At 52.7% G+C, this 20,351-nt stretch carries 22 protein-coding genes; 5 read left to right on the forward strand and 17 right to left on the reverse strand.

The window, feature by feature from the left end; translation table 11 throughout:
- Nucleotides 1–59: 59 nt before the first annotated feature.
- The 3 genes from F7Q90_RS07045 (at nt 60) to F7Q90_RS07055 (ending at nt 2,881) form a co-directional block, all read left to right on the forward strand.
- Nucleotides 60–1,403 (forward strand): cation:proton antiporter, encoded by a 1,344-nt coding sequence (locus tag F7Q90_RS07045; protein WP_006121128.1) that lies wholly within the window; start codon nt 60–62, stop codon nt 1,401–1,403.
- A 30-nt stretch (nt 1,404–1,433) separates the two neighbouring features.
- On the forward strand, nt 1,434–1,772 hold the full coding sequence (locus tag F7Q90_RS07050) for a hypothetical protein (RefSeq protein ID WP_006121127.1): 339 nt from the start codon (nt 1,434–1,436) through the stop codon (nt 1,770–1,772).
- 170 nt (nt 1,773–1,942) lie between these two features.
- Complete coding sequence (locus F7Q90_RS07055) at nt 1,943–2,881, forward strand: alpha/beta hydrolase (RefSeq protein ID WP_006121126.1); 939 nt, start codon at nt 1,943–1,945, stop codon at nt 2,879–2,881.
- 117 nt (nt 2,882–2,998) lie between these two features.
- On the opposite strand, the gene F7Q90_RS07060 is transcribed toward F7Q90_RS07055, so the two are convergent.
- From F7Q90_RS07060 to F7Q90_RS27075, 9 genes are all read right to left on the reverse strand, one after another.
- On the reverse strand, nt 2,999–4,078 hold the full coding sequence (locus F7Q90_RS07060) for a porin (protein WP_006121125.1): 1,080 nt from the start codon (nt 4,076–4,078) through the stop codon (nt 2,999–3,001).
- Nucleotides 4,079–4,268: 190 nt separating this feature from the next.
- Nucleotides 4,269–5,015 carry a glycerophosphodiester phosphodiesterase family protein gene (locus F7Q90_RS07065; protein WP_006121123.1) on the reverse strand — a complete coding sequence of 249 codons (747 nt, stop codon included), beginning with the start codon at nt 5,013–5,015 and terminating at the stop codon, nt 4,269–4,271.
- A gap of 37 nt (nt 5,016–5,052) precedes the next feature.
- Entirely contained in the window at nt 5,053–5,544 is a 492-nt protein-coding gene (locus F7Q90_RS07070) for an extracellular solute-binding protein (protein ID WP_346265389.1), read from the reverse strand.
- Nucleotides 5,545–5,669: 125 nt separating this feature from the next.
- The gene (locus tag F7Q90_RS07075; protein WP_237166097.1) at nt 5,670–6,266 is read right to left on the reverse strand and encodes an extracellular solute-binding protein; all 597 of its coding nucleotides are present in this window, start codon (nt 6,264–6,266) and stop codon (nt 5,670–5,672) included.
- 103 nt (nt 6,267–6,369) lie between these two features.
- Nucleotides 6,370–7,206, reverse strand: a complete 837-nt coding sequence (locus F7Q90_RS07080) for an ABC transporter permease (protein ID WP_006121122.1) — start codon at nt 7,204–7,206, stop codon at nt 6,370–6,372.
- Entirely contained in the window at nt 7,206–8,072 is an 867-nt protein-coding gene (locus F7Q90_RS07085; RefSeq protein WP_006121120.1) for an ABC transporter permease, read from the reverse strand. Before F7Q90_RS07085 ends, F7Q90_RS07080 begins: the two co-directional genes overlap by 1 nt.
- Nucleotides 8,069–9,169, reverse strand: coding sequence for an ABC transporter ATP-binding protein (locus F7Q90_RS07090; RefSeq protein WP_044242719.1), 1,101 nt, complete (start codon nt 9,167–9,169; stop codon nt 8,069–8,071). The genes F7Q90_RS07085 and F7Q90_RS07090 overlap by 4 nt, the downstream gene beginning before the upstream one ends.
- Nucleotides 9,170–9,459: 290 nt before the next feature.
- Nucleotides 9,460–9,705 (reverse strand): hypothetical protein, encoded by a 246-nt coding sequence (locus F7Q90_RS27070; protein ID WP_237166096.1) that lies wholly within the window; start codon nt 9,703–9,705, stop codon nt 9,460–9,462.
- Nucleotides 9,706–9,835: 130 nt separating this feature from the next.
- The gene (locus F7Q90_RS27075; protein WP_237166095.1) at nt 9,836–10,234 is read right to left on the reverse strand and encodes an inositol monophosphatase family protein; all 399 of its coding nucleotides are present in this window, start codon (nt 10,232–10,234) and stop codon (nt 9,836–9,838) included.
- A gap of 294 nt (nt 10,235–10,528) precedes the next feature.
- On the opposite strand from F7Q90_RS27075, the gene F7Q90_RS07100 reads away from it, so the two are divergent.
- On the forward strand, nt 10,529–11,659 hold the full coding sequence (locus tag F7Q90_RS07100) for an ROK family transcriptional regulator (protein ID WP_006121118.1): 1,131 nt from the start codon (nt 10,529–10,531) through the stop codon (nt 11,657–11,659).
- A gap of 73 nt (nt 11,660–11,732) precedes the next feature.
- Here F7Q90_RS07100 and gorA read toward each other — a convergent pair whose 3' ends face one another.
- Nucleotides 11,733–13,085 carry a glutathione-disulfide reductase gene (gene gorA, locus F7Q90_RS07105; protein WP_006121116.1) on the reverse strand — a complete coding sequence of 451 codons (1,353 nt, stop codon included), beginning with the start codon at nt 13,083–13,085 and terminating at the stop codon, nt 11,733–11,735.
- 124 nt (nt 13,086–13,209) lie between these two features.
- Here gorA and rnz point away from each other — a divergent pair, with 124 nt between their 5' ends.
- Complete coding sequence (rnz, locus tag F7Q90_RS07110; protein WP_006121113.1) at nt 13,210–14,121, forward strand: ribonuclease Z; 912 nt, start codon at nt 13,210–13,212, stop codon at nt 14,119–14,121.
- Nucleotides 14,122–14,124: 3 nt separating this feature from the next.
- Here rnz and F7Q90_RS07115 read toward each other — a convergent pair whose 3' ends face one another.
- The 7 genes from F7Q90_RS07115 to F7Q90_RS26600 all read right to left on the reverse strand — a co-directional run bounded on the left by F7Q90_RS07115 (nt 14,125) and on the right by F7Q90_RS26600 (nt 20,323).
- Entirely contained in the window at nt 14,125–14,940 is an 816-nt protein-coding gene (locus tag F7Q90_RS07115; RefSeq protein WP_006121112.1) for a CPBP family intramembrane glutamic endopeptidase, read from the reverse strand.
- 61 nt (nt 14,941–15,001) lie between these two features.
- Nucleotides 15,002–15,844: a 23S rRNA (adenine(2030)-N(6))-methyltransferase RlmJ gene (locus tag F7Q90_RS07120; protein ID WP_006121111.1), complete on the reverse strand. Its 843-nt coding sequence runs from the start codon at nt 15,842–15,844 to the stop codon at nt 15,002–15,004.
- 373 nt (nt 15,845–16,217) lie between these two features.
- A complete protein-coding gene (locus F7Q90_RS07125) occupies nt 16,218–16,616 on the reverse strand; it encodes a hypothetical protein (protein ID WP_141119399.1) in 399 nt (132 codons plus the stop codon).
- A gap of 960 nt (nt 16,617–17,576) precedes the next feature.
- Nucleotides 17,577–18,104, reverse strand: coding sequence for a hypothetical protein (locus F7Q90_RS07130; protein ID WP_044242716.1), 528 nt, complete (start codon nt 18,102–18,104; stop codon nt 17,577–17,579).
- 18 nt (nt 18,105–18,122) lie between these two features.
- Nucleotides 18,123–18,893, reverse strand: a complete 771-nt coding sequence (locus tag F7Q90_RS07135) for a phage baseplate assembly protein V (RefSeq protein WP_044242714.1) — start codon at nt 18,891–18,893, stop codon at nt 18,123–18,125.
- Nucleotides 18,894–18,902: 9 nt separating this feature from the next.
- On the reverse strand, nt 18,903–19,256 hold the full coding sequence (locus F7Q90_RS07140; RefSeq protein ID WP_237166094.1) for a hypothetical protein: 354 nt from the start codon (nt 19,254–19,256) through the stop codon (nt 18,903–18,905).
- The gene (locus F7Q90_RS26600; protein WP_006121108.1) at nt 19,256–20,323 is read right to left on the reverse strand and encodes a hypothetical protein; all 1,068 of its coding nucleotides are present in this window, start codon (nt 20,321–20,323) and stop codon (nt 19,256–19,258) included. Before F7Q90_RS26600 ends, F7Q90_RS07140 begins: the two co-directional genes overlap by 1 nt.
- Nucleotides 20,324–20,351 lie beyond the last annotated feature (28 nt).

Here is a 20,351-nt window from a genome sequence, read left to right on the forward strand (position 1 = left end):
CTTCCGCCCGCCAGCAAATGTGCCAGGCTTAGTCATAAACTCAATTAAAACGGTGCGTTATGAACTTCATTGCCTGGACAGCTGCGACGGGCTGTCTGCTGTTATTAATGTCGCTGGCATCAGGGTGGATCCACCGCGGCCCCGTGACCTCTTTTGGTCTTTTTTTATTAACCGGGATCGCCTGTGGGCCGTGGGGATTTGATGTGATTGAAATCGATATCCTCCGCCATGCTGAACTGGTCGCGCATATTACCGAGATAACGATGGCCGCGTCGCTGTTCATCACCGGGCTCAAGCTGCGTCTGCCGCTGAAAGCCAGGCAATGGCGCGCGGGCAGCCTGCTGGCGTTTCCGGCCATGTTGTTGACGGTCGCCGCAATGACGCTGCTGTCTCACTGGCTGGTGGGGCTGTCATGGCCGATTGCGCTGGCCTTTGGTGCCATTGTTGCGCCCACCGATCCTGTGCTGGCCAGCCTGATTTCCGTCAGCGATGCGCAGGACGATGATGCCCTGCGCGTTGCGATATCCAGTGAGGCGGGTATGAATGATGGTTCGGCGCTGCCGTTACTCATTCTGGCCCTGTTGCTGTTTAACGGTGAAAGTCTGGGCACGGGCATGCTGGCACGCTGGGCAGCCATTGATGTGGTGTGGGCCATTGGCGGCGGCATTCTGCTGGGGTTTGGTCTGGGGCGGTTAGTCGGCCTGCTGGCCGCACGGCTTCGTCATGCGCATGGTGATGTCGCACCCAATGACTTTCTGGCGCTGGCGCTCATTGCGTTGAGCTATGCCCTTGCTGAATCGCTGGGCGCGTCGGGCTTTCTGGCTACCTTTGCGGCAGGCCTGGGATTACGTCGGGCTGAACTGGGTGTGTTCAAACGTTATCAGCCTGATGATATGCCGGATGACGATCGGGTGCTGCCTGCGGAAGCACTGGTCAATCCCAACCAGCGTTTACAGCAACACGGTAGCGGTATGGTGAAATCGGTCGGTTTAGTGGTAGGCGACGCGCTGTCTTTTGGCGATACTATTGAGCGTTTACTGGCGGCCACAATGATGGTGGTCCTCGGCGTGACGCTGGCCCATCACTGGAACATGCAGGGCGTGATGCTCGGCCTGTTGCTGTTTGTGGTCGTCCGGCCACTCGCCGTATGGCTGGTCACGCTGCGCTGCGGCGTATCGCTTCCTCACCGTTTGCTCATCGGCTGGCTGGGGATTCGCGGTATAGGTAGTCTTAATTATATTGCGTTTGCCTGGGTCCATGGTATGGGCGGCTCGCAGGCAACGATGATGGTTGATATGGCGCTGACGCTGGTGGTATGCAGCATCGTGGTGCACGGCGTGTCGGTAACGCCGCTGCTAAACTGGCGCCAGGCCCGACTGGATGCAAAGCAGCGCCAGTCATGAAAGTGGGTTAACTGATAACAGGAGAAGACGATGAAGATATCTCAGATACTGTTGCTGAGCGTACTGGCCTCTGGCAGTGCGCTGGCGGCAGACGACACGGAACAAAGTGCTTACGCCAGCCAGCTGTGTCACATCGTGAGCAGTGAAAAAAGCGTATCGACAGCCGATCAGTATGTCGAAAAAATGAAATCCAGCGTCGCAGGATCGCAGTCCTCTTCCGCCTTCAATAAACCTGAATTTGACGAGGAACTGGCGAATGAAGTCGCCAGCGCATGGCTGCAGCTGGGTGACGAAGAGCGCGCTAAACTGCGTAAAAATACGCAGCAGTGTGAGCAAACGGTGATGACGCAGTTCCAGCAGGAAGATTAACCGCAGTTAAATCGTCAATAAACGCGCTAAAATGGCGCGTTTTTTAATGGATTTTCATGCCCGATTGCGTACATAATCGCCAGCGTCTTCACCAAACGTGCGATACATAATAAAAACGCAGCGGACCGACAGGGCCGTCTGACCTTTCTGGCATAGATTTAACAGGCATCATGATTACGCGTCGACGCTTTATTTTCGGCACAGGAGCGCTTGCGCTTTCACTGGCTACCAGCAAACTGTTTGCCCGCGATGATATTATTCCCCTCTGGCCGGACGAACCGCCCGGCGGTGGCGGCCCTGGCGGAAAATTACGTGTTGATGCATGGGGCTCTTGGTCGAATATCGTCAGCCCGGCGATTCAGCGTTTCAGACCTGAAAACCCCAACGGTGAAGCGGTGCTCATCGCGGCAGGCGGCGGCTACCGCTGGATCGGTATGGGACGTGAAGCCTGGCCCGTTGCACACTGGTTAAATGCCAACGGCTATACCGCCTATGTTCTCAGCTACCGTTTGCCGCGTGAAAAGTGGCAGGCCGGGAATCTGGCGCCTTTACAGGATGCCCAGCGCGCGCTGCGTCTGCTTCGCTCATTCGAACGAAAAGTGCATGTATTAGGATTTTCGGCCGGTGGGCATTTGCTGGGGATGGCGGCGGCGCGTCCGGACTTTCAGTCCTATCCCCCCATTGACAGAGTGGATCAGGAAATCCCCAAAGCGGACAGTGTCGGGCTGATTTATCCGGTCATTACCCTGGAAGCCCCTTATCAACATACCAACACACATCTGATGATGGTCGGTAATGATGCCAGCCCACAGGAAGAAGCCAGTTGGTCTGTGCAAAATTATGTCACGCACGCTTATCCGCCAACCTTCCTGGCTCAGGCCGGTGACGACCACACTTCGAAACCCTTTAACACGCAGTTAATGCGCGATACCTGTCGCCGCAATCGCGTGCCGGTTCAGTTGATTCAGCTTTCCAGCGGCGGGCATGGTTTTGGCCTGGGTAAAGCGGGCACGCCGGCTGCGCTGTGGGATCAGGCCTATGTGAAATGGCTGGAAAACCTTGATCAGAACCCCTCGCCGTTGACGCATCGGTCTGCCACTGTCCTTTAGTTATTCTGGCAACGCCGGTCATAAAAAAAGCCGGCAGTTGCCGGCCTCGCTAAAACAGCGATTCTCAGGATTGAAGCGACACAGGGCAAAGCATGTGATAAAGCATGGTCACTGCGATTAAAACTGATAGGTCAGGCCCATCCCGACGCTGTCTTTCGTAGTGATACCAGTAGCACGAGTAAAGTCATTATCTTTCAACAGGTTAATGCGGTAATCCACATAGGTCAGCATGTTCTTGTTGAAGTAGTAATAGGTGCCCACCGCAATATACTTCTGCATGGTCTGACTTCCACCGGCAAAGTTGCCTGCGCCTTGCAGGTTTTCCCCACGCTGCGTGACAAAACCAATGGAAGGGCGTAAGCCGTTGAGGAACTGATATTGCGCAATGGCTTCGAAGTTATGCGTCTTGTCAGCAATCTGCGACAGCTGGCCGTACGGGGTCACATCGTTGGCCTCACCGTACATCGCGGCAAGGTAGATTTGGTTCGCATCGTATTTGGCCGAGGTCACCCATGCCGTCGCATCGTCACCCTGACCGTCAGCTTGCTGTGTCAGCGTACGATTGGCTTTCATACCGGCCGCAGCAATGCTCAAACCATCGGTAATGCTGTAGGTCAGACCGGCACCGTAGCCGTCGCCGTTTGCCAGCTTAGCGGTTGAGCGGTCGTTTTTCCCCTGATACTGAAGAATGACCTTCAGGCCGTTCCAGTCTGGCGAGTGCCAGGTGGCCAGGCCGGTTGAGCGTTTTGACAGGAAGTTGTCGTTGGTGGTCATGGTGCCGGAACCGTAAATCGGTGCCATATCGGTGTAAGCCGATGCGGTATACAGCACGCCAAAGCTGCGGCCGTAATCGAATGAGCCAAAGTCAGCCAGTTTCAGACCTGCAAAACCCAGACGCGTCGCATTCCCGGTTTGTGCGTCAGTGCCGCCTTCACTGTGGTTCAGCTGGAAGTTATATTCCCATTGACCATAGCCTGTCAGCTGATCGTTAATTTGGGTTTCACCTTTAAAACCCAGGCGCGCATAAGAGTTATCACCATCTTCGGCGGTATTGTCCGAAAAGACATGACGCGCATCGACTTTACCGTACAGATCAAGTTTATTACCGTTTTTATTATAAATTTCAGCGGAGCATGCAGAAAATGAGATCAGCAAACACAGTGCATGCGGCGCGCATATTTTTATTTTACGTTGCATATCATCTACCCTTTAATGTTGGTGAAGCATGAGGTTTATTTCCGCACAAGGCGGCATTGTTCAAAAATGTCAGTTTCGTTATGACGAAATAATTAAAAGCGTTACGTGGCTACATCATGTGGCCGTATTTTTATGGTTTTCCCTGGTGTTGATTATCAGGGCGAATAACGCCTTGATAATGTATTTATTATTAAATGGCTAAATCAGGTATATCGCTCAATATCGTTTGCGCGCCACTGTGTAAATATTTACGGGCGACAGCAGGGTCATTAATTGTGGCAATCGCAAACTCAATACCGGAATCGGCCAGGCGTTTCAGGTCGTCATCCGTCGCAAAGTCCGCCAGGAAGTGCAGGATCTGACAGCCGGTTCTGGCCAGTAATGCCACAGGATCGCTGGGAGGAACGCACACGGCCAGTCCACGCGGGACGTCAGGCATGATCCTTTCCGCAACCTTCAGCGAGAGCTCAGAAAAGCTGCTGATAAAGAGCTTCTTTTCATCCGCAGGCCACAGCGATTTCAGCTGCGTAATGGCAATTTCCGCGGTTTCAATTTCCTGACCAGACGTTGGTTTGATCTCCAACTGAAGGCCAATACCTTTATCCAGCACAAATCCCACGGTTTCAGCCAGTGTAGGGACTTTAACGCCTTTGAACAGGTGGCCATAACAGACGCCCGCATCCAGCGACCGGATTTGGTCCAGGGTTAAATTGGCAACATAGCCGGTGCCATTTGTTGTCCGATCCACCGCATCATCGTGAATGATGACCGGGTGCCTGTCTTTGGTCAGTTTGACATCCACCTCTATCCACGTCGCGCCATGCTCAACGGCCGCCTGAAAAGAAGGCAGTGTGTTTTCTGGTGCCAGCAGAGGCGCACCACGATGTGCAATCAGGCGGGAATTCACTACGCGTACAGGGTGTTTTTTTGTCGGCATGCTCAGCGTTACCTTCTGTTGTCGGGTTAGCACAGGCTTACTTAAGTAAGACCTGGTTAGAAAATTCGGTTCTGACTTCGTCGCCCAGCGGTTTAGGCATGAACTGGGTGCCATGAACACGTTCTTTGCTGTTGATCAGACCAGCATCGCGATTCACTTCTTTATTTTGTGGCGTAATGCCATAAACCTGTTGAAACAGCCTTTGTGTCGTGGGCAGCGTCAGCCAGTGGATAAACAGTAATGCTGCCGCTTTGTGCGGCGCATTCTTGGGAATCGCCACCATATTTCCGCCGCCGGGCATGCCAAAATCGGGGATGTAGAGTCGGATGGTTTTGGGGACTTCGCCGTGGTTTTCTAAGCCCACCAGATAGTCTTCCCAGGCGGGGACCAGCAGAAACTCACCGCTCACCAGTCGCGTTACGCTGTCGGCGTTAGAGGCGGTAATAATGTAATCAGGACGCAGTTGTTTGAACCAGTTCCAGGCCGGTTGTAAGGCCGTCAGGGGCTTTGTTGAATAAATGGATTTTATGCTGTGGTACTATGAAAACGGTTGTTTCAGATAACATAAAATCAATGCGTTACATGCTTGCGTATGACGGTGTTCTGTCTGGCATCAGCGTTTTCTACCAAAACAGTGAAGACAAAACAGAATGATTACCTATTATTCAACAAAGCCGCCGTCAGGCTTTTTACATCCGCATCGCCTTTGGTGAAATCAAAGCCAGGCACCAGCGTACGCGTGACAGATTCAATAAACGCCGGACCGGAACCGCCGTTTTCCACGTTAAAGCCAAACTCCTGAGGATGAGTCTGCAGGAAGGTGGTGAGCTGCGGCAGGGTACGGGGCAACTCGCTTTCTTTCATGCGGCGCGAATCGTAGGCCAGGCCCGTCTGATTGCCCCAAAATGCCACGCCATAACCTTTACTGTCCGTACCCTCAATGGTGTAGTTCAGGGTTTTGCCTTCCGGCAGCTGCGTATTAATCGGGCCAAAAAACGTTTGCTGAGGCGATACCGTACCGAATGCGCCTCCGCCAATCGAAAATACATCAATATCGCCTGTTTCCCGTCCCCGGTCAGCCATGAGTTTATTAATATTGCCTTGCAGCGGACCTTCAGAGATCGTAACAGCAATACCGTACTGTTTTTCAAACAGGCTGACCTGCTCTTTAAGACGATCCTGGTAATACCATTGGTACCAGGTTAATTTCCCTTCTTTTTTAGCCTCGTCAACAATGTGTTGCCAGTCCATTTGTGTAATATCCTGAGCCTGAGTACAAAAAGCCCACGCAAGTAATAATAAGGTGGCAGATCGTCTGAACATGATTTTCCCCAGTTAAGCGAGTTAATAACCGTCAGCCTTTTCCAGCAAAAGCGGCGACGGGATTCTTTGTCAGTAATTTTTCAGCTATCAGCATTAAAATGACATTCGGCACGACCAGCATTAAAGAAATAACAGCGGCATTAGGTCTGATAAAGTTGTAACCCAGATAAGAATAAAGAATGGTCGGTACGGTAATAAAATCCGGCGAGCCGACAATAAAGCTAATGGCGAACTCTTCGATGGATAACGTAAAGACAATAATTAAGGCCGCAAATATGCCGGGTCTGATAGTTGGCAGGCAGGCAACTAAAAAACGATTTACTACAGACGCGCCCATATCGCGGGCGGCATCCAGGGTGTCCTGACGTATTTGAGAAAAGGAAAGGGTCAGAATCCTCACGGCATAGGGCATTAAGATGATGGTATGTCCCAGTAAAATGCCGACAAACCGACTGTGGATGCCCACCACGTTCAACAGCATGGAAAAAAACAGCGCAATCACAAAGCCGGGCACAATGAGCGGAAGCAAAATCGCATTCTGTAGCAGGGATTTACCCGTAAACGACATCCGGCCAAACGCCCAGGCCGCTGGCAGGGCCAGTAGCAACGTGAGCACAGAGACGGTTGCCGCCAGTAAATAGCTGTTCTTCAGCGCCTGCGGCAGGGCCGTGGTCGTCCAGACTTCGACCCAGCGGCCCAGGGAAAGCACGGGCGGCAGGGCATCCGGCCAGGCCCAGGGATGTGTTTTATCCACCAAGGACCACAGCACGGTCAGAATAAAGGGGATCACCAGCCACAACATGAACAGTGCGGTAATCAGGATCATCATCATGATACGCAGGGGCGACATGCTTTTTCTGGCTCTCATCATTTATGTTCTCCCACTTTTTGCAGCCACTTCGCCAAACCGGCCAGCACCACCGCACCGACAAACGCCGCCAGCATTAATATCACCGCCACCACGGCCGCAAGGTTCCAGCCCTGGGCGCTGATTTCCGGAAAGCGCAGCATGTATTGCGACAGGGAGAAAACGCTGGTGGGTCCAGCCACGACCTGGAATGAAAAGTCGCCCAATGCGCCAATGAAGATCAGGATCAGCGAGACCTGAACGGCTTTGATGGATAAGGGCAGAATGATCTGTAAAAGGCGGGCGGTTTTGCCTGCGCCCAGATCGCGGGCCGCATCAACGATTTCGTCCCCGATAGCGCGCAGGCTGCCGGTGATGATCAACAGGGCATAGGGAAGCTGTTTCCAGACCTGCAGGATAATGACACCAATGCCCCAGCGATCATTCTGCATACGAATGGGTTGCGAGATGATGCCCAGTTTGAGCAGGCCGAGGTTAATAAAGCCCTGCCAGGAAATCAGATTGATGAACAGCAGGGCGGCGACCAGCCCGTGTACCATCAACGGGGCTTTCAGTAAGCCGCTCATCAGCACAGAGCCGGGAAAGGGCTTTCTCAGCCACAGCGCCAGCGGCAGGGCCAGCGCCACAGACAGGACGGCACTGACCACGCCAATTTTCAGGGAATAGCCGGTGGCGCGCCACAGCTGACTGTCGTTCAGGATGGTTTCCCAGTACTGCAGCGTAAAATGCGCAGGCGCGCCAAAGTTGAACAGTCCGACAGATTGCGCGATGGCCATAACGACAATCAGAATCAGGGTGAGCACGACGGGAGCGACCGCAGGCAGCACCAGTAACCAGGCGACTATGTTTCGGTTGTGCACTTTCATGACCAGCTTTCCTGCAAAAAGCGAATCCTGTCAGGCGCGATGGAAAAATTAACGCTATCTCCTTCCCGAATGTGATTTTTACCGACTAACTGAATATGCCACTGGTATTCCGGCTCTTCATGGTCCTTTGGGTGAACCTGTAGCTCGGACAGGTTGCCCAGAAAGCTCACGGCACCTATTTCGAAAGCACGGGTATTCATACCGGTTTCCTGTTCGCTCAGCAGAGCGTCTTCCGGACGCCAGAAGGTGTATACCTTGTCGGAAAGGGGCGGAACAGGACTGTGAATGTTCATTTCACCCAGCACGCAGGAAACACGATACATTCCGGTGTGACTGTCACCGTCAATGACATGCGCTTTCATCACATTCGCCTGGCCAACAAAGCCCGCAACAAACCGGTTAACCGGCGAGTAATAAATATCTTCAGGGGTGCCGGTTTGCTCAATGCGTCCGGCGTTCATAACCACGACGACGTCAGACATGGACAGGGCTTCTGCACGGTCATGGGTCACATAGATAGCGGTAAACCCGTGTGAACGCTGCAGCTGGCGGATTTCGAGGCGGACTCTGTCGCGTAATGTGGCGTCGAGATTCGACAGCGGTTCGTCGAACAACACGATTTCGGGCCGCACAGCCAGCGCTCTGGCCAGCGCGACACGCTGCTGCTGACCGCCCGATAACTGCGCAGGCAGCTTCGGTAAGTGGGCGTTTAACGAGACCTGAGAGGCGGTTTGCGTGACGCGATCCTGTCTCTCCGCTTTGGCCATTTTCCTCTGCTTCAGCCCAAACCCAATGTTTTCGGCCACAGACAGGTGAGGGAACAGCGCATAGGACTGAAAGCACATGGCCGTATCGCGGTGCTCAGGTTTAACCTGATGCATGTCCTGCTGGTGAATCAGGACTTCCCCGCTGTCCAGGCTGTAAAAGCCCGCAATCACTTTGAGCAGCGTGGTTTTGCCACATCCAGACGGACCCAGCAGGGAAACGAACTGTCCTTTTTCGGCCTTCAGTGAAATGCCGTCCAGCGCGACAAAGTCGTCGAATCTGAGCATGGCATTATTGATTTCAAGCGTATTCACGTATGGCTGCCCCGTCATTGAAGAAATGTGTGCATCTTAATTAATGCGATGCGCATAATAATTTGATGCGGCGAAATTAGGCAATTTCAGGCAGGTTAAGAATTTATTAATTTTATAAAACCCATATTTAACATGATAATAATGAGTTGCTTTGATTTCGTACATTTACTCTGATAACTATTATCATGCATAGTGAATAATATTGAAGGCAGAACGTTTGTCGGTCATATGAAGAAAAAAGCGGGGAGGACAGCGCCGAAACGCTGTCCTGAAAAGACGGCAGGAAGAGAGCGCGGACTGACGGATATTCAGGCGGGGGTAAAGCGGGGGTGCGGAATAAACTGGGCGGAAAGGCGATTGAGTGCCGCGGTGCCAACACTCACATGTGTTGAACTTTTTTCCTGGCTCCCGGCCAGATGAGCATCAAGCCCTGCGGCTTTGCATAGGGCATAGCCCGCGGAAACATCCCACATACTGCTGAAGCACTCCTGATAGCCATCGACATAGCCCAGCACACTAAAGCTTAAACCGATGGTGGCACAGCGGTAGCGCACCACATTCCAGCCAGTATCCCGGTACGCTTTTTCAATGCAGAGCTGGTGGGTGAAGCCCCATGAAGGACTGTCGCCAATGGCAACGGTTTTGAGTCCCTGGGCGATTTCGGGTCGCGTAAAAGGCTGGCCGTTAAAATAAATGCCGGCCTTCCTTGCCCCCGCTCAGCATGATGTTTAACACCGGATGAACAATCACCCCGATGACCGGTTCGCCGTCGATGACATAACCGACAGAAATGCCCCATAACGACGAGCCACGGAGAAAGTTACTGGTGCCATCAATCGGATCGACCGACCAGTAACGGTCACTGAGTTCGCCGCCTTGCTCTTCGCCAACGACGCGTTCATTGGGGAAATATTGCGCCAGACGTTGACGAATCAGCTTCTCAACCTCCTGATCTGCTTCACTGAACACATCCTGGGGCCTTTTTTCGCAGATTTCTAATTCACTGAGCTGCCTGAAATAATCCAGCGCCAGCTGTGATGCCTCTTGAGCAATACGTTCAATCACCTTTACGCGCGTATCCATTCTTAATCCGTTCATTTTGTGAAAGGTCCTGAGCTCGTTCGTTTACCTTGTGCTGCACAATGACTCAGCAACGGGAAACGCTGATTTAATATAATGCTTTACGCATGAAATTAGAGTGTCGGCCTGTTTTGTGTCAGTATTATGATGATTTGGTGATGCGATTTTTTTTAGGAATATCGTCCTGAATCAGCATGTTCACACAGCACGTAAAGGTCAGGCGCATGACTATTCGGAATGCATAAAAGCGTGCTAGGGTGTAACAGAACCTGTCATTAAAACGGTGAGGATAACGTGGTGGTTCATGGATATTCAGGTCGTGATGAAGTCGAACTTAATCGCAGTGAAAAACTTATTCTTGAGCTTGTTCGCCGCAATCATGGCATTTCCCGCTCCTCGCTGGTTTCACAAACGATTCTGAATCAGTCATCGGTTCACCGTATTGTTGATACACTGACCGAAAACGGTTTTCTCAGCCTGGGGGAATCACCCTCACAGGGAAGGGGTAAGCCCAGCCCGTCGTTATCCCTGAATCCGGACGCACGTTACAGTTACGGTATTTCCATTAACTCTGACAGCGTGGCGGCAAGCCTGATTAATTTCCGCGGCGATATTATCGAATACTGCGTGCTGGACACGCTGCCCGGCAATCCTGCCCGAACGCTGCTGGATCTCAAACGCCATTATCTGGATACCTTAAAACATATTGGTATTTCGTCAGAAAAAGTGTGTGGCGTCGGATACAGCATGGCGGGCTTTCTGTATGACTCCCGGAAATATTTTAATCCGCCAGAACCGCTGAAAAACTGGATGGGCATTGATCTGCGCCGTGAAATTATGACGCTGTTTGACCGGCCCGTCTGGATTGAAAATAACGCCACGACGGCCGCGCATGCAGAAGCTTTTTTGGGCGCGGGCCTGCACTACGAGACCTTCGGCTACCTCTCTTTTAATTACGGCTTTGGTGGCGGCATTGTCATTAACGGCAAACCGTTTCAGGGCGCTTTTGGCAATGCGGGCGAGATCAGCCGGATTTTTTCGTCGGAAGAGGGCAAACTGCGTCCTGCGCTGGGGATCTTAATTGATCGACTGCGCAACGGCGGTATTGAAATTCACAACATTCGCGATCTGAATAATAAATTCGATCCGGACTGGCCCATTGCCCGGCAATGGGTCAACGAAGTCACGCCCAATTTACATCGGGCCATGGATGCCCTGAATGCCGTTATCGATCCCGGTGCCATTATTTTAGGCGGCGAATTGCCCCGTAAGCTGGGCGAAATGTTTTTAGCCATGCCCCGGGTCAGTTCGGGCAAACGCTGGAATATTTCGGCGGAGTATCCGGATATTCTGCTGAGCACTATTGAGGGCGACAGCTCGGCACTCGGTGCGGCGTTGACGCCGCTGCGGGAGACCTATTTCAACTGATAAATCGCTCACTGGCGCGAAGGCCAGCGAGCGGTGGTCTCTCTGCTGTCTGTCGGCAGCAGAGAGGAACGGGTTAGCGCATGGTGACAAACTCTTCCGCCGCCGTCGGGTGAATCGCCACGGTATTATCAAAGTCTTTTTTGGTCGCGCCCATTTTTAACGCAACCGCAAAGCCCTGCAGCATTTCGTCCATACCACTGCCAATGCCATGAATGCCGACGATTTTTTCCTCCGGACCGACGCAGACGAGTTTCATGCGGCACGGCTGGCGATGCTGCGTGACGGCGGTGTACATCGCGGTAAAGGCGGACTTGTAGACTTTCACCTGATCATCACCGTACTGTTCGCGCGCCTGCGGCTCTGTCAGGCCCACCGTGCCGATGGGGGGATGGCTGAACACCACAGTCGGGATATTGCGGTAGTCCAGATGCTCATCCGGTTTGTTATTGAACAAACGCTCTGACAGGCGACGGCCCGCCGCGACGGCGACCGGCGTCAGTTCAACGGCACCGGTGTTATCGCCGACGGCATAAACGCCAGGCACGTTGGTGTTCTGGAATTTATCGACCTTGATGTAGCCTTTCTCGTCCAGCGCCACACCCGCTGCCTGAATATTCAGACCGTCGGTTTCAGGAACGCGTCCAATCGCCCAGACCAGGCAATCAACCGTGTATTCACTGCCGTCTTCCAGCTGCAGCGTCAGGCTGCCATCGGCATTTTTTACTACCGCTTTTGGCGTCGCCTGCGTATGCAGCGTTGGGCCTTCCGCATTCATCACCTCAACCAGCGTATCCGTAATTAGCGGATCAAAATTGCGTAGTGGCGCATGTTTGCGAACAAACAGATGGGTTTCTGAACCTAATGCGTTTACCACGCCCGCCAGCTCAACGGCGATATAGCCCGCGCCGACCACGGCGGTACGTTTTGGCAGGGCATCCAGCTCAAAGAAGCCGTCAGAATCAATCCCGTATTCCGCGCCGGGAATGTCGGGATGACTCGGGCGTCCGCCCGTAGCAATCAAAATATGATCGGCGGTGATCGTTTCGCCATTCACCTCAACGGTATGGGCATCAATAAAACGGGCAAAACCGTGGATCACATCGACCTTATTTTTCCCCAGAACATTGTCGTATGATTGGTGAATACGATCGATATAGGCGCTACGGTTTTTCACCAGCGTGGCCCAGTCAAAGCGATTAACGGTGGTATCAAAACCATAATCCGGCCCGTAAAGATGAATGGCCTCGGCAATTTGTGCGGCGTGCCACATTACTTTTTTCGGCACGCAGCCGACGTTGACACAGGTTCCGCCCAGCGCTTTGGCTTCAATCAGGGCGCACGTCTGGCCATAGCTTGCTGCACGGTTAATTGAAGCGATACCGCCGCTGCCGCCGCCGATGGCGAGATAGTCATAATGTCGGGTCATGGAAGTCTCATCCGGTTACTGGGAAAGTGATAGAGAGTGTAACGCCGCAGAGTACGGCGTCGCAAAAATTGCGCCTATGATTGTAACAGGCCTTATCGTTTCATTATTTACAGGGAAGCATAGCATGTACCTGACTTTTCTTGGCACCGGCGGGGGCGCGCCGAGTCTGCAACGCAATGTCACTGCCATCGCGTTTACCCGCGACAAAAGCGGCGCCACCTGGCTGTTTGACTGCGGTGAGGGCACGCAACTCCAGTTTATGCGCTCAGACCTGAAGCCTGGCAAACTCGATAAAATCTTTATCACCCATCTTCATGGCGACCATATTTTTGGGCTGCCGGGCCTGCTTACCAGTCGCTCGATGGCGGGGTTAACCACGCCAATGACGGTTTACGGTCCAGCAGGGTTGAAAGCCTTCGTTGAAACGGCACTGTCGCTGTCCAGCTCGTATACCGATTACCCGCTGGAGATCGTCGAGATCGCCGCGGGTGAGGTACTGGATGATGGCGAATTTCGCGTGACCGCCTGGCCGATGAATCACACCATTGCCTGCTTTGGCTATCGCATTGAGCAGCATGACAAACCCGGTTTTCTGGATGCGCCTCGCCTGAAAGCAGAGGGTGTACCGCGCGGACCCTGGTATCAGCAGTTAAAGCAGGGCGACACGATTACGCTGGAAGACGGGCGTACCGTTAACGGCGCTGAGTATCTTGGGCCGCCAGTGAAAGGCAAAACGTTGGCCATTTTTGGTGATACTGCGCCCACTGACGTCGCGTTACAGTTGGCGGCGGGCGTTGATGTGATGGTGCATGAAACCACGCTGGAAGAGGCGCTGGCTGAAAAAGCCAACGGGCGCGGTCACTCTACCACCTTACAGGCTGCAACGGTGGCAAAGCAGGCCGGAGCAAAGCGCCTGATTGCCACCCATTTTAGTTCGCGTTACCTCGCCCGGGACATGGCGCGCCTGCTGGCAGAATGCCAGCGCATTTTCCCTGACACTGAGATGGCGCACGACCTGGCGGTCTTCACGCTGTAGGGATCAGTGCGCCAGCGCAGGGTAGGTAAAGAACAGCAGGTGGACCATGTTGAGCGCAAAATGGAACGCGGTCGCCAGCCACAGGCGGCCGCTCCAGTGCCAGACCAGACCATAAATCAGTCCGGCCAGCGCGGCAAAGATCATCAGCAGCACGCCGCCAGATGCATGGGCCAGACCAAACAGCAGTGCCGTTACCAGCAGGGCGATCACGCCGCCCCATTTCTGGCGCAGGCGCTGCTGGAGATAACCCCGGAAAAACGCCTCTTCGGCCAGTGAGACAAAAAACAGGTTGGCCAGCGCAAACGATCCCAGCCAGTCCGGAAGGTGCGTTTCAAGGGCAAGGCCGCCCAGCAACACGGCGCTGCCCAACAGCAGCGGCACGGCGGCGACAGGCGCGAGCCACCAGGCCGGCGAGCGCGGCGGATGCGCCTCTGCGTTGAACAGCGTCGGCAGACAGGCCAGCAGCAGAAAAGGAATCAGCGCTTTATCGAAATTAAAGGAAAATGAGAAGGGCACGCTGCGGGCACCGACCTTAACCGCCTCGACCTGCAGGGGATTATTGAATCCCGGAATAAGGTGCAGCATCAGCGCCAGCGCAATCAACACCAGAAGGGCTTCGCTGACGATCTGCCATCGCCGACTCCGGCGATCGTAGATACGAAACGCGACCAGGGCAGCGACAGCCGCAAACACAAAGGTAACGGGCCAGTCGAGGACGTTTTGATAAACGCCCAGCGCCGTTGCCAGCGCGAGTAATAACAGAGAGAGGCGTTTCGCCGGTTGCAGGGCGGCCAGCGCGCCCGCCAGAATGATCCACATAAAAATGACCTACGTTCAACGCCGCCGTGCTGTGCGCGGCGACGTTAAGCTGGGAAAGGAATTATTCAGGTACGATTTGGTTAACGCTGAAATGGCCTGTGCCGGTTGGCACCAGTTTCTGATGCAGCCACGGCAGCAGCGTGTTCATCTGATCGGCCAGCTTCCACGGGGGATTGATGACAATCATGCCGGACGCGGTCATGCCACGCTGATCGCTATCGGGGCGCACGGCCAGCTCAATCTGCAGGATATTACGGATGCCCGTGGCCTCCAGCTCGCGCAGCATATGTTTGATTTGCTGACGCAAGACGACCGGGTACCACAGCGCATAAATACCGGTACCGAAACGTTTGTGACCTTCCTGAATGCCTTTTACGACGGCCTGGTAATCACTTTTCATTTCGTAAGGCGGATCAATCAGTATCAGTCCACGACGTGACAGCGGTGGCAGCTTCGCTTTTAGCTGCTGATAGCCATCGGCCCTTTCAACGCGCGCGCGACTGTCTTTGCTGAACTCGGTACGCAGCAGCGGATAATCGCTGGAATGCAGCTCGGTCAGCTGAATCTTATCTTCAGGGCGCAGCAGATGGCGGGCGATTAGCGGAGAGCCAGGATAGTAGCGCAGCGTGCCGTTACGGTTCAGGGCATGAATCGCATCGAAATAGGGTTGCAGCAGGGCGGGCGCGTCCGGTTGTTGCCAGATGCGTCCGATGCCTTCCAGATATTCACCCGTGCGCTCTGCGTGCTCGCCGCTGAGTTGATAACGTCCTGCACCGGCGTGCGTATCCAGATAGAGAAACGGTTTTTCTTTCTCTTTTAACGCAGTGATGATGAGGCTCTGTACGGTGTGCTTAAGCACGTCGGCATGGTTGCCAGCGTGAAAACTGTGGCGATAACTAAGCATTTACATTAAACCTGTTGATTTTAAACGGTTTAAATTCAAACTATGGCAAAAATTCGAATTTATTACCCCACCGATTACCCCACGGACTGACGCATAGTAACGCACGAAGGGAAAAGCATGGGAACGAAATCAGGCGGGCGAGTATACCAGCAGGAACGCTTTAGAGGGTAATCAGTCTCAATGGTGCATCTGTCAACTAAAGAGACGCCAGCCAGAGAAGGGATTATTCCTGGCTGGCTCTGGCGGCAAGTTTTACGAAAGTTTCGTTAAACCATTCCAAAGGACAAATTTGTCCTTTGCCTGCCAGCAAAGGGATCACCGAAATCGTTATACCTACGAAAGTTTCGTAACCCTCCGTTAAGGACTGCCCCGATCATTTCGGGTCGTCTTGCGAGTGACTTTCAGTTACCCACAATTTCTGCGAACCGATGATTTCGGTATGCAAAGCTTGCGCGTCTCTTTTAGTCCCGCACAAATTACGAGCCAAACCTCTTAAAGAGGGTTTGTTAATCAGCTGATTTGATACGTAAACCAGATTTGGCTTACGGATACTGTTCAACTCTGTACTGTGTTGATTTTCCTCATGATTGAAAAACCAATCATCCCCAAGAGCAGCGTTTACAGTGCAGCCCTTTTCATGGCGCAAATCTGCGCCATTACTCAAACCTAAGTAATGGTTATGTTCAGGCGAACCCGAATACTGTTCGTGTTTGAAATCCCATCCACCATTGGGGGCTGGGGAAGGAATCCATGGGTTAGCCGATTCTAGCATTTCGCTATAACTACATTGATTCAATGGGTTGCGATGTCCGTACGTTTAACGTACGCAGTTGATTTGCACTGCTTTGAGTTTATAGGGGTGCGCGTTTAAAAGTTTTGGCTTCTGGTTGTCTACCTGTCTACCTAATTGACCTCAGCCCTTGCGACACAAGGCTTCCAGAGGGTAGGTAATGAATTTTTGGCTATCTACCCTTATCTACCTGTAGCCAGAGTCCTCTACCTATTTAACGTGAAGGATTTGAACATTAGAATTTCGTCGGCGCAAAGTTCGACGAGCGATACCGGAATCTCGGTATCGGCACTTTCTGAGTAAGTGTCCGATATGCAAATCTGCACATCGCCGTATCGACTACTTTCTGAGCAGACGCCATATTTGGCGGTTGGAACATTTTCAATGAGTTACAACCATGGTGAGCAAAGCCCATATTCGGGCTTTGGTTTGTGCGTCAGAATTGCTGCCTCGCAATGTCATCTACCGACAAATCTGTCGGCTGGTCACCGGCGCTTAGCTGGCTTTTGCCACTGCCATGTCGGACTGTTCATCGACTGCTCGAATCGTTCCCGCCTGGCTGCTCCGGTGTGTATGTAACGCTTAATTTCGCGCAATTCGGAAGGGGTTACAGTTTCGCCGTAGTGCTCAATGGCCGCGATAGAAAGGAGTGCTGTCTGTTCAGGTGTCATGGGCTTTATCCGTTCTCAGAGGCTTTCAAAAATAGAGTAAGTTGGTATAATGCCTTTGCCACGTGATAATGGTAATTCCGGTACTAATTAAAAGCCTGCGCCCTCCGATCGCGGGCTTTTTTATTGCCCGCTGTAAACCCACTTTACACATTTAACGAAATACCCCCGCTTTCTTGCGCTTGGGGTGTCAAATGTGTAAACCAAATCCGTTTCGCATTCCCGATTAATATTGAAAGTGTAAACCGTTCAGATTCGCGGGTGCACTGGTAGGTTATGCTTCTTTTGGATGTTTCGCCCACTCAGACAAGGCCCTGATTCCTGCCTCGCTCCAGTCGTCCAGATCATCCCCGCACGCCTCAGCAGCGTAGCAAACTTCATGCCTCAGCATAGTGATAGCGTTTTCTGCGTTCTCCCGTAAGCCATACACATTGAAGTAATGCTCAGCTTCACCATCACCTATCCAGATCCCGCCGTCCTCCAGAAACTGGACTTCGCAATTAAGCTCATCGGCTGCATCGAGAACACGCTGTTTAATTTCATCGTCGCTGGCTGGTGCCGGTATTTTACCGTCATTGGCTTTAACAGCGCTCCAGAATTCGCCCCACGTCATTTCGAGCGTGCGATGCGGCCACGTTTTAATTTCAGAACCACCTGGTACCGGATAGTTCTTCTGGCTCTCTGTCGCTGTCACATCAATTTTAGAGCCGGAAAGCACTACAGCCCCCTTCGCTACCCAGTCATAGACAGTCTGACGGCTCACGCCTCTGTAGCGGGCATACTCTGCTTTGCTCATCAACATAATTTACTGATACCTCCATCAGTCCGGTACGCCAGTGTGGCCGCTACCGCTCTGCACGCCACCATGAGTGTGGCCGGTCAGGCTCTTGCCGCCCGCTGTTACATCGTTATTAACCGTCACCGGGCCATTCATGGTTGCCGTTCCACCGCCGCTGCCCATACCCTGGGAAAGGTTGCCATTGATAGTCACATTGCCGTTGAACACGATTTCCGGTGACGTAATTTCGGTTCCACCATTAGCACTGGCAGTGAGTTTACCCGGGGTCTGGATGGTGATGTCGTGCCCGGCAGCTACTTCTACAAATGCGGCACCATCGTCTGTGCGAAGCTGTGCGGCGGTGGGGCTGATATTGCTGATTTTCTTTGCCTGTGACTGTGGGCCGGGTATCACAAATGCATCGCTGAAAGTGTGATTGCGTCCCACTACACGAGGCTGAACGCCACCATTCTGCCACCAGAAATCTATGCAGCGATCGGAAAACACCACCAGACATTCATCGCCCGGCTGAACAGGAAATGTCAGAGTGCAGCCGCCGCCGCGAGGAAATACCACTGGAACATCAATCAGGATAGGGTATTCATTATTTGAATATTCCGTTCTGTCCATTGAAGTGGCATCTTCGACAGGTTTTGAGGCTAATCCCATTATGCCTATCTCAACAGTGCAGGTGACCGTTTCAGAATCGAATGAGCGGATTACTCCTGGCGATGCTACTTTCGTGCGGTTCATTGTTCCATACTGAACTGCATCGGTTACTTCGTTATTGTCGAAAGGCCGAATACTCGCCATTACTCCCCCTTATCCTGCAATGCGTTGGCATGGAAAAGTACCAATCAGGCGCGGCTGATCCATATTTGTGCGGATTAGCTCGACGTTCAGAAAATGCGAGTCGCTCCCATCCGGGTGTACATACTCAAAACCATAATCATTTCCATCACTGGCTGGCATGAGGGTCATCTGCATTTGCATACCATGCTCACCCAGCGCCCTAATTTTTTGCGATGTAACGTATTCTCCGTTCACTTTCGACATCGAATTAGCAATCACATCCAATCTAAATGAACCGCACCCATATGAATGGACAACCGGAGCCTCCGCGAAAGCTGTTGTGGCGGCCAACAGTCCAAAGGCCAATAAGAATTTTTTCATCATTAGTCCTGTTTCAAGAGGAAAGAGTTTGAAGAAACATCTGCATTGCCACGGGCTTCACACGCCATATCCATGTACCACGCCTTACCGCGCGTGTCGCCGGTAATCATGATGTAGCGGACAATGTAGACGCCATCGGTCGCAATGCTGGCCGGGTTCTCTTTCTGTGCCAGACCGGACACCGTAAGATTGCCGTTAGTCTCCTGTTCGCGGAGAGGGCCACCCGCTTTTAGTACCTGATCGTCGCTCAGTTCGGCTCGGTAGACTGACCCCTGATCCAGTTGTACGAGACCATGCAGGCGAATATTGGTATTGATGAGGCAGCGGATATTCACGCCAGCGCCGATAGTCTGCTGTGGCATTCCGATAAGGCCGGTATCGGCGTTCAGCACAACGGCTTTATGCGCTGCAACGTCTTTCTGAACCATATCAAGCCGCCCGTAGCTGAACTGCCAGGTGGAATTAATATCTTCTGCAAGTGCACTCAGATAATCAGAGACAAGCCCGTAAAAAGTCGCACCGCGTGGAAATACCGTTGGCGGGAATTCTGGTACCACGCCCGGCACAATGCCGTAGGGTTTAAGATGGCGCATAAGAAGATCGTAGACATCACGCAGCGTATAGCCTTTGGCGATATTTGTGCTGATTACGGCATTTGTGAAGGCTTTCAGACCGTCCGTAGCTTTAATCAAAACCCAGGAGTCTGTGACGTTCTCTTTTCCGTTGACACAGAATTCAATATCGCCACTAAACAGCACGCCGAAATTGGCATTTCCTGTCTGTCCGACTTCTTCCGGCCGTATTTCACGCACTACCCCGACCTGATCGCGGGTGTAGTCTGGCGCGATGCCGTCATAGCCGGCGATGATAATGACCTTATCGAATTCACGCTTCATGATGCGGTTCTGCGTTTCCTGCGACAGGTTATAGATTTTCACCTTTGCTGTGGCTGGCCAGCGGCTATCATTTCTCTCTATATCAAAAGTAACTTTAAAATCGCTCAGGCTGATCCCGGGCTTATTTTCGGAGACAAGCTGCAGCTCAAAATGGCGCATCCAGTTCTGTGACATTAAATACCCTTACCCGGCTTTTTTGCCA

This window comes from Pantoea stewartii subsp. stewartii, assembly GCF_008801695.1.
Taxonomy (GTDB): domain Bacteria; phylum Pseudomonadota; class Gammaproteobacteria; order Enterobacterales; family Enterobacteriaceae; genus Pantoea; species Pantoea stewartii.